Source organism: Phenylobacterium sp. (assembly GCF_035944335.1).
GTDB lineage: Bacteria > Pseudomonadota > Alphaproteobacteria > Caulobacterales > Caulobacteraceae > Phenylobacterium.
On record NZ_DASZBG010000121.1, the window covers coordinates 25,485 to 38,462 of the forward strand.

The 12,978-nt window shown below is 67.6% G+C and carries 11 protein-coding genes; 8 read left to right on the plus strand and 3 right to left on the minus strand.

The features are described 5' to 3' along the window. The first annotated feature begins 35 nt into the window (after nucleotides 1-35). A complete protein-coding gene (locus VGT80_RS18415; protein WP_327458118.1) occupies nucleotides 36-2,087 on the plus strand; it encodes a TonB-dependent receptor in 2,052 nt (683 codons plus the stop codon). Between the two features lie 3 nt (nucleotides 2,088-2,090). Here the strand turns inward: VGT80_RS18415 and VGT80_RS18420 are convergent, their stop codons facing one another. After that, nucleotides 2,091-3,947 carry a peptide MFS transporter gene (locus VGT80_RS18420; RefSeq protein WP_327458119.1) on the minus strand — a complete coding sequence of 619 codons (1,857 nt, stop codon included), beginning with the start codon at nucleotides 3,945-3,947 and terminating at the stop codon, nucleotides 2,091-2,093. Between the two features lie 189 nt (nucleotides 3,948-4,136). Here VGT80_RS18420 and VGT80_RS18425 point away from each other — a divergent pair, with 189 nt between their 5' ends. Together VGT80_RS18425 and VGT80_RS18430 are read left to right on the plus strand one after the other, a co-directional pair. Then, nucleotides 4,137-4,637, plus strand: coding sequence for a DUF427 domain-containing protein (locus VGT80_RS18425; protein ID WP_327458120.1), 501 nt, complete (start codon nucleotides 4,137-4,139; stop codon nucleotides 4,635-4,637). Nucleotides 4,638-4,690: 53 nt separating this feature from the next. Then, entirely contained in the window at nucleotides 4,691-5,701 is a 1,011-nt protein-coding gene (locus tag VGT80_RS18430) for an aspartyl protease family protein (protein ID WP_327458121.1), read from the plus strand. Here VGT80_RS18430 and VGT80_RS18435 read toward each other — a convergent pair. Together VGT80_RS18435 and VGT80_RS18440 are read right to left on the minus strand one after the other, a co-directional pair. Further along, nucleotides 5,695-7,050 carry a glutamate--cysteine ligase gene (locus VGT80_RS18435; RefSeq protein WP_327458122.1) on the minus strand — a complete coding sequence of 452 codons (1,356 nt, stop codon included), beginning with the start codon at nucleotides 7,048-7,050 and terminating at the stop codon, nucleotides 5,695-5,697. The two genes, VGT80_RS18430 and VGT80_RS18435, sit on opposite strands and share 7 nt — an antisense overlap. A gap of 88 nt (nucleotides 7,051-7,138) precedes the next feature. Further along, nucleotides 7,139-7,861: a 16S rRNA (uracil(1498)-N(3))-methyltransferase gene (locus VGT80_RS18440; RefSeq protein ID WP_327458123.1), complete on the minus strand. Its 723-nt coding sequence runs from the start codon at nucleotides 7,859-7,861 to the stop codon at nucleotides 7,139-7,141. Between the two features lie 44 nt (nucleotides 7,862-7,905). Here VGT80_RS18440 and ppk2 point away from each other — a divergent pair, with 44 nt between their 5' ends. The 5 genes from ppk2 to VGT80_RS18465 form a co-directional block, all read left to right on the plus strand. After that, the gene (gene ppk2, locus VGT80_RS18445; RefSeq protein WP_414693927.1) at nucleotides 7,906-8,667 is read left to right on the plus strand and encodes a polyphosphate kinase 2; all 762 of its coding nucleotides are present in this window, start codon (nucleotides 7,906-7,908) and stop codon (nucleotides 8,665-8,667) included. Nucleotides 8,668-8,685: 18 nt separating this feature from the next. After that, entirely contained in the window at nucleotides 8,686-9,666 is a 981-nt protein-coding gene (locus VGT80_RS18450) for an aldo/keto reductase (RefSeq protein ID WP_327458125.1), read from the plus strand. Between the two features lie 160 nt (nucleotides 9,667-9,826). Next, entirely contained in the window at nucleotides 9,827-11,428 is a 1,602-nt protein-coding gene (locus tag VGT80_RS18455; protein ID WP_327458126.1) for a hypothetical protein, read from the plus strand. After that, entirely contained in the window at nucleotides 11,425-11,862 is a 438-nt protein-coding gene (locus tag VGT80_RS18460) for a hypothetical protein (RefSeq protein ID WP_327458127.1), read from the plus strand. The genes VGT80_RS18455 and VGT80_RS18460 overlap by 4 nt, the downstream gene beginning before the upstream one ends. Next, nucleotides 11,846-12,978 (plus strand): winged helix-turn-helix domain-containing protein (locus VGT80_RS18465; RefSeq protein ID WP_327458128.1); only part of this gene is annotated, 1,133 nt, incomplete at its 3' end. The genes VGT80_RS18460 and VGT80_RS18465, both read left to right, overlap by 17 nt.

Here is a 12,978-nt window from a genome sequence, read left to right on the forward strand (position 1 = left end):
CGGGCCACCAAGCTCGGACTTGGGGAGACCGGTCGATGTTGCTTTTCCACCTTCTGGCGCAGGCCGCCGTGGCTGCGGCGCCGGCCGATCCGGCCGCGACCGCCCAGCAGGGGGTGATCAGCTATCCGGCGTCCTACTTCGCCGCCTCCAACACCAACACCGCCCTCGACATGGTGGGCCGGATCCCGGACTTCAGCCTGGATACGGGCAACGCGGTGCGCGGCTTCGAAGGCGCCGCCGGCAATGTGCTGATCAACGGCCAGCGGCCGACCTCGAAGACCGACGGCCTCGACGCCATCCTGCAGCGCATCCCGATCGGCAAGGTCGAGCGGATCGACGTGATCCGCGGCGGCGCTCCGGGCATCGACATGCAGGGCAAGAGCATCATCGCCAACGTGGTGCTGAAGTCGGACGGCGCTATCCGCGGCTTGCTGCACCTCGCAGACCAGCACGTCGAGGATGGGCGCCACCTTACCGGCGTGCGCCTGGAAGGTTCCGGCGGCCTGCCGGGAGGACGGACCTGGGAAGCCTCGGGGCGCTACGGTATGGGCGCCGACGACGGCGTCGGCCCGGGCCACAACGAACTCCGCTTCGCCAACGGACGGCCGCCGCTCATCGCCCGCATCCAAAGCTACGGCACCGACATGCTGTGGCAATTCTCCGGCGCCTTCGAGACGCCGGCGCTGGGCGGTCGCCTACGGATCAACGGCTACACGAACCTGGAGAAGTTCAAGGAGCCGGAGCAGGACTTCTTCACCTCGCCGGCGCCGGACCAGCAGATTTTCTACTTCGGGCAACTGACCCACGATACCGAGGCCGGCGCGCGCTATTCCCGCGCCTTCGGGGCGGCGACGGACGTGGAGCTGGTGGCGCTGCGCACGACGCGGCGCCGCACCACCAATTCCTTCTCCGACGACCTCATCCCTGCGGTCACCGGCTCCGACGCCTCGGACCATTTCCTCAACGACCGCGATTCCAGCGAGCTGATCCTGCGCGGCGTGCTGAAGCACCGCTTCGGCGAGACCCTGTCCTTGGAAGCCGGCGTCGAGAACGCCGACAACAAGCTCGACAGCCGCACGAGCTTCACATCGAACGGAGCGCTCGTCGCCCTCCCCGCCGCCAACGTGCAGGTGGAGGAGAAGCGCACCGAGGCATTCCTGAAGGGCGTCTGGCGGCCGCTCGCCCAGCTGACGGTCGACGCGGGGCTGCGCTACGAAACCTCGGACATCTCCTCGCGGGGCGACGTGGCGCTGGCCAAGACCTTCTCCTTCGCCAAGCCGCGACTGACCATCGCCTGGACGCCCACCTCGGCCACCCAGCTGCGCGTGCGGGTCGAACGCGAGGTGGGCCAGCTGAACTTCGACGACTTCGTCGCCTCCTCGAGCCTGAGCAGCGCGACCGGCGTCACCACCGGCAACCCGAACCTCAATCCCCAGCAGGACTGGGTTGTGGAGGGCCAGCTGGAGCAGAAGCTCTGGAGCGGGTCCTCGATCGTGCTGGCCGGGCGCCACTTCAAGCTGAAAGACGTGGAGGACCGCGGGCCGGTCTTCGCGGCGAACGGGGCGGTGTTCGATCAGCCCACCAACATCGGCGCGGGGACCAAGGACGAGATAGAGGCGACGGTGACCCTGAGTATGGACGCGCTCGGCTGGAAGGGGGCCCTGATCAAGGGCGACGTGACCCGCCGCTGGTCGGAGGTCACCGATCCGACGACGCACGAGAAGCGGGAGATATCGACCCTCCATCCGATCGACTGGTCGATCAATTTCAGCCAGGAGCTGCCGGCGCGGCACGCCAGCGTTGGCTTCGATCTCTACAATCCCTGGCGGCAGACCTCGTACCGCTTCAATTTCATCGACACGGTCAAGTTGAAGGCCTTCTTCAAGCCCTACGCCGAGTGGAAGCCGCGGCCGGACATGAGCCTGCGGATCGAGCTGCCGCTGATTAACCACCCGAAGGTCCGGCTACGCGACGACATCCAGATCTTCAACGGGCCGCGCACGCCCGGCGCCGTCCCCGCCGCCGTCCAGGAACGGACCTTCACCTTCCCCTACAGCTGGTACATCCGCTTCCGGAAGGAGTTCTGACTCTTAGGCCCGCCGATCAGCGCGGATCGCCCGCGGGTTCACCGCTTGGCGTTCGCCATCCAGGGTGGGCGCGGTCGGCTCCGGCTGCTGGGGATCGGTGTCGCTGGCGCCATGCGCCCAGGTCTTCAGGATCGGCGAGGCGATGAGCATCAGCACGCCCGCCCCAATCCCCCACAGTCCGACCATCCTGAAGACATGGGCATAGGTCACGAGCGCCTTGCCGGGGTCGAGCACCTGGCCGGCCACGGTCTCGCTGGCGGTCAACTGCGCCACCTTGCCGCCCAGCCACTGGGCCCAGGAGGAGGCGAGGAACCAGGTGGCCATGATCGTCGAGATCACCGCCGGCGTGGCGAGCTTGGTCATCTGTGACAGGCCCACCGGCGACAGGCAAAGCTCGCCCGTCGAGTGCAGCAGATAGGCGAGCGCCAGGAACACCACCGGCACCTTGAAGCTGGCGTCGGCGAACTGCGCGCCCCAGACCAGCACGAAGAAGCCCGCGCCCACCTGCAGCAGGCCCAGCCCGAACTTCACCGCCGGGTTGGGATCCCACTTGCGGCGCCCGAGGTAGGCCCAGATCGCCGAGAACACCGGGGCGAACAGCAGGATGAAGCCAGGATTGAAGGACTGGGTCTGGGCCGCGGTCATCTGCTGGCCGAGGCCGATGGAGAGGTCGGTGTTGCGCTCGGCGAACTGGTTGAGCGAGGAGCCGGCCTGTTCGAACAGCGTCCAGAACACCACCGCGCCGGCGATCAGCACCAGCGCCAGGGTCATCCGCTCGCGCTCGACCTTGGTGCACTGGGTGACCATGAAATAGATCAGGTAGCCCAGCACCAGCACCGAGCCTGCGCCCAGCAGGTAGCCGACGATGGAATTGTGCTGCACCAGCAGCCAGACGATCGGCACGCCGGCCAGGCCGAGCAGATAGATCAGCCACTCGCCGTTCAGCGGGCCGACGATCGGCTTGGCGAGCGCCACAGGGTTCGGCGGTTCGCCCTTGCCCTCCAGGAGCGGCTTGCCGAGCATGAAGACGACGTAGCCCAGCAGCATCCCGACGCCGGCCGCGCCGAAGCCCCAGGACCAGCCGAAACTCTGGCCGAGCCAGCCGCACAGGATGCCGGCCCAGAAGGAACCCAGGTTGATGCCGTAGTAGTAGAGGGTGAAGCCGGGATCGCGCCTCGGATCGCGCTCCGGATAGAGCTGGCCGACGATCGAGGAGATGTTGGCCTTCAGGAAGCCCACCCCCATGATGATCAGGCTGAGCGCCATGAACATGATCGACTTGAAGACCGGCGTCTCGGCCCTGGTGGTGAGCTGGTAGGAGCCCTTCGGCAGCACGGCGGGCAGCGGCGCATTGGCCGGCAGGCCCTTGACGACAAGCCCGCCGTCGGCCGAGGGGCCGTAGTCGTAGGCGCCGTCGCCAACCTTGAGCTTCACCTGCCTGGCGTCGGCCCGGCCGATCACCTGGAAGTCGTAGGACGCCTGGTTGTAGGTCAGCACTTGGACGACGGGCTTGCCTTCGAAGGCCATCGTGAAGTGGCCGGCCACCAGCAGCAGCGCCCCGAACGCGATCGCCTTGCGCGATCCCAGGAACCGGTCGGCCAGCAGGCCGCCGATCAGCGGCAGCAGATAGACCAGCGAGGTGTAGGCCCCGTACTGGCCCTGGGCCGTCTTGTCGTCGAACAGGAAATGCTGCGTCAGGTAGAAGATCAGCAGGCCGCGCATGCCGTAGTAGGAGAACCGCTCCCACATCTCGGCGAAGAACAGGATGAACAGTCCGCGCGGGTGGTTGCGCAGCTGAATGAGCACGAGCGGGGCGGTCAGCAGCGTGATGACGACGCCGGCGATCATGACGAGATTCATGGGTGAGTCCGGTCCTCGGCTCCCGGCGTCCAAGGGATGTTCCCTGCGCCGGCTTGTGATTTTCGCGGAGAAGATCACGCGAACTTGCCCGGCACAAGCAACGCCCGACCCGTGCAGCCGGATGTGGAATCGCGGCGGCGGACCCCCCATGTGCCTGTATGCGTTGATGAGGCGAGGAGGACCTCCGCCATGCTGAAGCCCGGCCCCGACCACCCGATCGACCTCGAGCCCGTCAAGAAACGCTGGCGCGCCTATTTCAATGGCCACGTCATCGCCGACACCGACGACGCCCTGCTCCTTCGGGAAGCGAACTATCCGCCGGTGGTCTATTTCCCGCGCCAGGACGTCGCCATGGAGTACATGTCGCGCACCGAGCGCCAGACCCACTGCCCCTACAAGGGCGACGCGGCCTACTACACCATCCTGATGGACGGCGAGTTCGCCGAGAATGCGGTGTGGACCTACGAGCAGCCGTTCGACGGCATGGAGCCGATCGCCGAGCGGCTGGCCTTCTACACCGACCGGGTCGAGGTCTATGAGGTCGACGACGAGGCCGTGAACCCCCGTCCGCACCGCCAGGACGTGGACGAGGTGGTGCAACACACGGATGCCGGCGATGGCGCGAGCCAGCGCGAGCACTGGGCGCCCAATGTCGAGACCCCCGGCCGGGAAGAAGGCGGCGTGCGCTAGGGCGGTGCCCGGCGAGGCTTCGAACCTTCGTAGATGGCTGCTAGGCTGACCGTATGAACGGAAAAGCCCTGCTGTCCGCCGCCGCGTTTGCGGCCGTCATGGTCGCGACCGGCGCCGCCGCCGCAGCGCCTGTCTGCAACCTGCAGCGGATCGCCGAACTGCCGGTGCGGATGACCGGCCTCAGGCCCTCGATCACCACCCAGGTCAACGGGGTGGACCTGCAATTGCTGGTGGACACCGGGGTCTATCGGACCGTGGTCTCGCGGGCCGCGGCGGAACGCGCCCACCTGCAGATCAACCCGGCGTCCGTCCGCTTCCACCTGCGTGGCGTCGGCGGCCTGGAGCGCGACGTCGGCTTCAGCAAGGCGAAGGACTTCGAGTTCGCCGGCGCCCAGCTGCACGATATCTCGCTGATGGTCGCGGGCCACGCCGGCGGCGCGGGCCTCGACGGCAATGTCGGGCTCAACCTGCTGGGCTTCGCCGACGTGGAGTTCGACCTGGCGCACGAGGTCATTCGCCTCTACCTGCCGAAGGACTGCGTCGGCGGGGGCGGCGGCGCCTACTGGGCGGATCCGAAACACCTCAACTGGCTCGACATCGCCCCGATCGACGAACAGACGCAGCACATCCGCGCCGAGGCCACCGTCAATGGCAAGCCGATCCGGGTGATCTTCGACACCGGGGCGTCACGCTCGGGCCTCAAGCGCGCGGCGGCGGAGAAGCTGGGCATCAAGCTCGACGGCCCGGGCGTCAGGCCCGGCGGCCACGTGCGCGGCTTCGGCCCCAATGTGGTCGACAGCTGGATCGTGCCGGTCTCGGTCTTCTCCGTGGGCGGCGAAGAGATCCACAACACCCAGCTTCGGGTTTTCGACGGCCCGTCGGAAGGCGACCACGACATGGTCATCGGCGCCGATTTCTTCCGCGCCCACCGGGTCTATGTGTCGTCCAAGGCCAGGCGGCTGTTCTTCACCTACAACGGCTCGGGCCCGGTCTTCCGGCTGGATGAGGCGCCGGCGTCCGAGGCCGAGCCCGAGACCACGCCCGCCGCGCCCCCGGCTCAGTAGGCGAAGGCTTCGAACACCTTGGCGGCGTCGCCGGCCCAGGGCCCGTTGTAGAGGTCCAGCAATCGTTCGGCCGGGGTGACGCCGCTGGCCGCGATCTCGTCGAGCTCGGAAAGATAGCCGCTCTCGTCCACCAGGCCGCCGGACAGGCGGTTGCGGCGGCTCAGGCCTTCGCGGGCGATGGCCAGCAGGTCCTTGGCGACGTCCTGCACGGTGCGGCCGGCGACCTGCGCCTTCAGGCCGATGCGGGCCACGTCGGCGCGCAGCCGCTCGTGGTCGAGGGTTTCCCAGTCCTTACAGAGGTCCCAGGCCGCGGCCAGCGCGGCGTCGTCGTAGAGCACGCCCATCCACAGCGCCGGCAAGGCGCAGAGCCGGCTCCAGGGCCCGGAGTCGGCGCCGCGCATCTCCAGGTACTGCTTGAGGCGCACCTCGGGGAACAGGGTCGTGGTGTGGTCGGCCCAGTCCGTCAGGGTCGGTTTCTGGCCCTGCAGTTCGGGCAGCTCGCCCTTCATGAAGTCGCGGAACGAGCGGCCGGCGACATCGATGTAGCGGCCGTCGCGCTTGACGAAATACATGGGCACGTCGAGCGCATAGTTGGCGTAGGTCTCGAAGCCGAAACCGTCCTGGAAGACGAAATCCAGCATGCCGGTGCGGTCGTTGTCGGTGTCGGTCCAGACGTTGGCGCGCGCCGAGACGAAGCCCGACGGCTTGCCCTCGATGAACGGCGAATTGGCGAACAGCGCCGTGGCGATCGGCTGCAGGGCCAGCGAGGCGCGGAACTTCGCCACCATGTCGGCCTCGGAGCCGAAATCGAGGTTGGCCTGCACCGTGCAGGTGCGGAACATCATGTCGAGGCCCATGGAGCCCACCTTGGGCATGTAGTCGCGCATGATCTTATAGCGGCCCTTGGGCATCATCGGGACCTCATCGCGCCGCCAGATGGGCGTGAAGCCCAGCCCCAGAAACCCCAGGCCCAGCTCGTCGGCCACGACCTTCACCTCCTGCAGGTGGCCGCCGGTCTCCTCGCAGATGTCGTGGATGGTCTCCAGCGGCGCGCCGGAGAGCTCGAACTGGCCGCCGGGCTCCAGGCTGACGTTCGCCTTGCCGCGCTCCAGCGCGATGACGTTGTCGCCCTCCATCACCGGCTTCCAGCCGTAGCGGGTGAGGCCTTCCAGCAGCGCCTTGATGCCCCCTGGCTCGTAGGGAACGGGCTGGTGGCTGCCCAGGCGGAAGACGAATTTCTCGTGCTCGGCGCCCACGCGCCAGTCGGCCTTGGGCTTGGCGCCAACCTCCATCCAGCGGACGAGATCTTCGAACACGAGCGGACGATCGTCGCAGGCGACCTCGGCCATACATCACCTCCCCGACCCCAACCCGGTCTGCCGCCTGGCGGCCGAAATCCTTACGTTGCTTAGGTAGGTGGGCGCAAATCCCGGAAGCTCAAGAGCGCCAGTCGCCCAAAGCGGCCTGCCACAGCGTGAGTGCGCTGATCGCCGCGGTGTCGGCACGCAGGATCCGGGGGCCGAGCGTGGCCGGGACGGCGAACGGCAGATCGCGCAACACCTGGCGTTCCTTCGGCGAGAAGCCGCCTTCGGGGCCGATCAGAACCGACCAGGGGCCGTTCGGCTGACCGGCCAGCGCCGGCAGCACGGGCAAGGCGTCGCCCGCCTCGTCGCAGAACAGCAGCCGCCGGCCCGCGGGCCAGTCGGCGATCAGGCGCTCCAGCTTCACCGGTTCGACGATCTCCGGCACGTCAAGCCGGCCGGTCTGTTCGGCGGCCTCCGTGGCGATCGCCTGCAGCCGCTCGACCCGCGCGTGGTCGGCGTTGGTCCGCTCGGTGATGACGAGGCGCACGCGGGCGGCGCCCAGCTCGGCCGCCTTCTCGACGATGGTCTCCAGCCGCGCGCGCTTCACCAGCGCCACGATCAGCTCCAGGTCCGGGCCGCACGCCTGCGGCCGCACCAGCGTCGCCACCCCCAGGTTCACCGCCCGCTTGCCGACCGAGGCCACGGCGGCCCGCCATTCCCCATCGCGGCCGTTGAACAGCAGCAGCTCGTCGCCCACGGCCAGCCGCATCACCGCGGCCAGGTAGCGGCTCTGGCCGGCATCGAGCGGAACCTGTGCGCCCGCCGCCAGGTCGTTTGCAATGAACAGCCGGATCATCCGCGCCCTTCTAGCTCCGCGGGCCCAGCAGGGAATAGGGTGGCATCATGGATGACGACAAATACGAAGCTGAGCTCGCGAAGCGCCAGCTCGCTCTGGTTCACTGGCAGCAGCACGCCATGGAAGCTGGCGAAAAGGTGCTGATCATCTTCGAGGGCCGCGACGCGGCGGGGAAGGACGGCGCCATCCGCACCCTGACCCAGCACCTGTCGGTGCGCGCCACCCGCCTGGTCGCCCTGCCCAAGCCCTCCGACCGCGACCGCAGCACCTGGTACTACCAGCGCTATGTCGTGCGCCTTCCCGCCGGGGGCGAGACGGTGATCTTCAACCGTTCCTGGTACAACCGCGCCGGCGTCGAGCGGGTGATGGGCTTCTCGAGCGCGGAGGAGCAGGAAGTCTTCCTGCGCGACACGCCGACCTTTGAGGCCATGCTGCTGGAGAGTGGCCTGAAGCTGGTGAAGCTCTGGCTCGACGTCTCCAAGAAGGAGCAGGCCAAGCGGCTGGACGAACGCCGCACCGACCCGCTGAAGGTGCTGAAAGCCTCGCCCATGGACGCCGCGGCCCAGGAGAAGTGGGACGACTACACCAAGGCCCGCGACGAGATGCTGAAACGCACCTCGGCGCCGCTGACGCCGTGGATCTGCGTGCGCGCAGACCACAAGAAGAAGGCCCGCCTCGCCGTCCTCAGCCATATCGTCCAGACGCTGGCGCCCAGGAAGATCGCCCGCGAGGTCGACGCCCCCGATCCGGACGTGCTTTTTCCCTTCGAGCTCGACGCGCTCACCGACGGGCGGCTGGAGCGCTAGCCGAAGGAGGACATCGCCATGCAACAGGTGCGTCTGGGATCGACCGGCCTGAAGGTCTCGCGCCTCTGCCTGGGCTGCATGACCTATGGCTCCAAGGAGTGGCGCTCCTGGGTGCTCGACATGGAGGAGTCCAAGCCCTTCTTCCAGACGGCGATCGAGAAGGGGATCACCTTCTTCGACACCGCCAACGTCTATTCCATCGGCGTCAGCGAGGAGGTCACCGGCCGCTGGCTGCGCGAATTCGCCCGCCGCGAGGAGATCGTGGTCGCCACCAAGGTCAACGGGCCGATGGGCGCAGGCGCCAACGAGAAGGGCCTGTCGCGCAAGTCGATCATGGCCCAGATCGACGCCAGCCTGAAACGGCTCGGCATGAACTATGTCGACCTCTACCAGATCCATCGCTTTGACTATGAGACGCCCATCGAGGAGACGCTGGAGGCGCTCAACGACGTGGTGCGCGCCGGCAAGGCCCGCTACATCGGCGCGAGCTCCATGTACGCCTGGCAGTTCGCTCGCATGCTCGCCGTCTCCGATCAGAACGGCTGGAGCCGCTTCGTCTCCATGCAGCCGCAGTACAACCTCGTCTATCGCGAGGAGGAGCGCGAGATGCTGCCGCTGTGCCGCGACCAGGGCATCGGCGTCATCCCCTGGTCGCCGCTGGCCCGCGGCTTCCTGGCCGGCGGCCGCGCCGCGCCGAAGGAGGGCGACACCGAGCGCGCCCGCACGGACGAGTTCGCACCGCGCCTCTATTACCGCGACGCTGACTTCAAGGTGGTCGATACGGTGGGCGAAATCGCCAAGCAACGCGGCCTCACCAACATGCAGGTGGCGCTCGCCTGGGTGCTCAAGAACCCCGCCATCACCGCGCCCATCGTCGGCGCTTCCAAGCTCGGCCACCTGGAGGAGGCGGTCTCCGCCCTCGACGTGAAACTGAGCGATGAGGAGGTGAAGGCCCTGGAGGCGAACTACCAGTCGAAGCCGGTGCTCGACCACGCCTGAATGCGCGAATGTTCCGCCGCGCAAGGCGGTGGGGGTGTCGGCGTTAACCATTCGTTAGCGGTCTAATGTTCTCTTTTTGTTCTTGACCAAGACACCAAGCTGAGCCATAATTCGAGCTGGTGTGGCGCGCGGTGCGACCCATCTCACGAGGGAGCTGGGCTTGGCTGGATTTCAGCCGTTGATGCGGCCTTTGGGGCCGTTCGACGACGATGACGATATCGACCACTGGATGGCGCAGCGGAACGCCGAGTTCGCGGCGCGCGACGATGCCGAGGCGGCCGGGCGGCAGGCGTGGGACCAGGCCACGCGCTCGGGCAAGGAGCTGGATGCGCCGCAGCCGGGCGACCTCATCAGGCTTGGCGCCCAAGCGATTGGTGGAGCGGTAGCTGCGGGCGAAAGCGGGGCGAACTCTGGTTCGGACGCATCGGCAACGGCATCGCCCGACGCTGACGCGCCGGTCGAACGCGCTCAGCCTGTGGAGCCCAATGGGCCCCTGCTCTCGCCGCCCCGCTTCGGCTTCGCGACCGCACGGCCGGGCGACAGCATCTCAAAGCTGCTCGGGACGAGTGACCCGGCGAGCATCGGCCGATTCCTTAGCCTGAACGGAATGGGCCGTGGCGGATCGACGATATATGCGGGCCAGAGCTATGCCATTCCGGCGGGTTTCGACGATGTGACGCCCGACGAGGTCGCAACGGGCGGTCGGACGCTGCGGACGGACAATTCTCGTCTCGCCGCCTCTCGAGCCCAGGCTGCTGCCAAACAGGCAGCCGATGACCTCCGGCAACAGCGCTTGCAGTCGGGGCGGAATGTCTGGACGGGGGAGTCCGTCAAACCATCAAATCCTTCGCGAGAAACCGCGCCGCGGCAGCCAGCGCGCGTAGCGGCGAATTGGCTCGACGACAGCGCCGTCGCGAAGCGCGCCGTCGGCGGTATGGCCGAACTCGCCGGGAACGGTTACGGCATCGTTCGTGGAGGCGTTCACACGGTACAGGGCGCGGTCGGCGGAGCTCAATTCCTCGCCGAACTTCCTTTCAGCCCCTCCGCTCAGGCAGAAGCTGCGGCGACGGGGCGTCGTGTTGGCGACTACTTTCAGACGCGCGCGGCGCACCCTGAATTGCTCGGCGACGACGCGAAGAACTGGCTGCACTCAGAGAATCTCAAGCTCAATCCGGACGCGACACCTATGGGGCGCACCATGTCCGGCGAGGTTGAGCGGAGATTTGGGATCGGAGCCAATCAGGGCGAGACGGCCTTCAATATCGGCTCTCTCATATTCGGCGGCGAAGTGGCGAAGGGACTGGAAGCCGCAGCCGTCGCGCGTGAGGCCCCCGCGGTCGAAGCGTCCGTTAGGGCGAGCCATGAGCCGGTGCTCGCGAACTACATGCTGGAGCCATACGAAGGGATGGGTGCGCATTGGATCGCGAGGAGCACCAGACTGCCTAAAGTGCTGGGAGGCGGCCGACTCCCTTCCTGGTTCATCGATAGCCCCTTCAACGTCTCCAAGCTCGAAGGCGCGACGCGCTGGCAGCAACAGAAGTATCATTATGCGACTGATTTAGGTTTTTACGGGGGACCGGTTCGCGGGCGCCGCGGGAAGGGATCAGGATACAGCGGCGAGAAGCTCGGATGGGAACGCTTCGATTTCCCCGGGCGCGTGATCGCAGGCATGCCCTCGGCCACGACAGGACTGGTCGGAGGCGCAGCCGCCGCAGCGCTTAACAGCGGGTACGACGCCTTCGAACAGGGCCAGCCGCAATGATCGCCAGCAAGTTCATATACCTCGTCCCAAATTTCGACGACGAGGGAGAGTGGGACGACCACGACTGGATCGAATATCCCGGGCGCATCGTCGCCGGTGTCCTGTCCGAGATTCTGCAAGGCCTCGGGTACAAGGTCGAGGCGGTCGACAGCGAGGGGCCGAAAGGCTGGGAATTCAGCTTCTGGGATCAGGGCGTCCAGCTCTGGATGCGGGTCGGCGCGATCGAAGACTTCCTCATCGTACTGGGTGCGCCTGGATGGTTGGATATCTTCGGTCGCAAGAAGAAGGTCTTCACCCGAATGATCGAGCGACTTGCGGCAGCGCTGGCGGCCGACGCCCGGTTCGGTAACATCCGCTGGTACACGAAACAGCAGATGGACGCTGGCGAGTGGGAGGAAGGTTCGATGAGCGGCCGGGATGAGCCGCCCGCGTGAGGCCGCCCGGTTGAAGGACAAGCTCACCGCTGGCGAAGCCCGCCGTATCGCGCTGGCCGCCCAGGGCTTCGGCCAGGCGCGTCCTGAGGGCGAGATCGGCAAGCGCCAGCTCGTGAAGCTCGTCGAACGGCTGGGCGTGGTGCAGATCGACAGCGTCAATGTGGTGTCGCGCACCCACTACCTGCCGGCCTTCTCGCGGCTGGGCGCCTATCCGCGGGAGTTGCTGGAAGAGATCGCCTGGGGGAAACGGCGGCCGCTGTTCGAATACTGGGCGCACGAGGCCTCGCTGCTGCCGCTGTCGTCCCAGCCGCTGTTCCGCTGGCGGATGGAGGACGCCCACGAGGGCGTCGGCACCTGGAAGGGCATCGCCCGCTTCCTGCGCGAGCGGCGCGATTTCGTGGAGCGGGTGCTGGGCGAGATCGAGAGCCGCGGCCCGCTGGCCGCTTCCGAGCTGGAGATGGGCCATAAGGGCGAAGGCGGCTGGTGGGGCTGGAGCGAGGCCAAGCGCGCCGTCGAATGCCTGTTCTGGACCGGCGAGCTGACGACCGCCACGCGGCGCGGGACCTTCGAGCGGGTCTATGGCCTGCCGCACAAGGTGCTGCCGAGCGCCATCATCGAGACGCCGACGCCGCCGCGGGAGGCGGCGCAGCGCGAGCTGATCCGCATCGCCGGGCGCGCCATGGGCGTGGCTAGCCCCAAGGACCTGCGCGACTATTTCCGCATGCCCGTCGAGGGCTTCAAGGCCCGCCTGGCCGAGGTGGTGGAGGCGGGCGACCTCATCCCCGTTGCCGTGAAGGGTTGGCGCGAGAGCGCCTATCTCGATCCCGCCGCGCGCCGGCCGCGCCGCGTCGCGGCCCACGCCCTGCTGTCGCCCTTCGACAACCTGATCTGGTTCCGCGAGCGCACCGAGCGGATGTTCGGCGTCCGCGTCCGGCTGGAGATCTACACGCCCGCGCACAAGCGCACCCACGGCTACTACGTCCTGCCCTTCCTGGAGGGCGACGCGCTCACCGCCCGCGTGGACCTGAAGGCCGACCGCAAGGCCGGCGTGCTGATCGTCCAGGCCAGCCACGCGGAACCCTGGGCGGGCGAGGCCACGCCCGTGCGCCTGGCGGA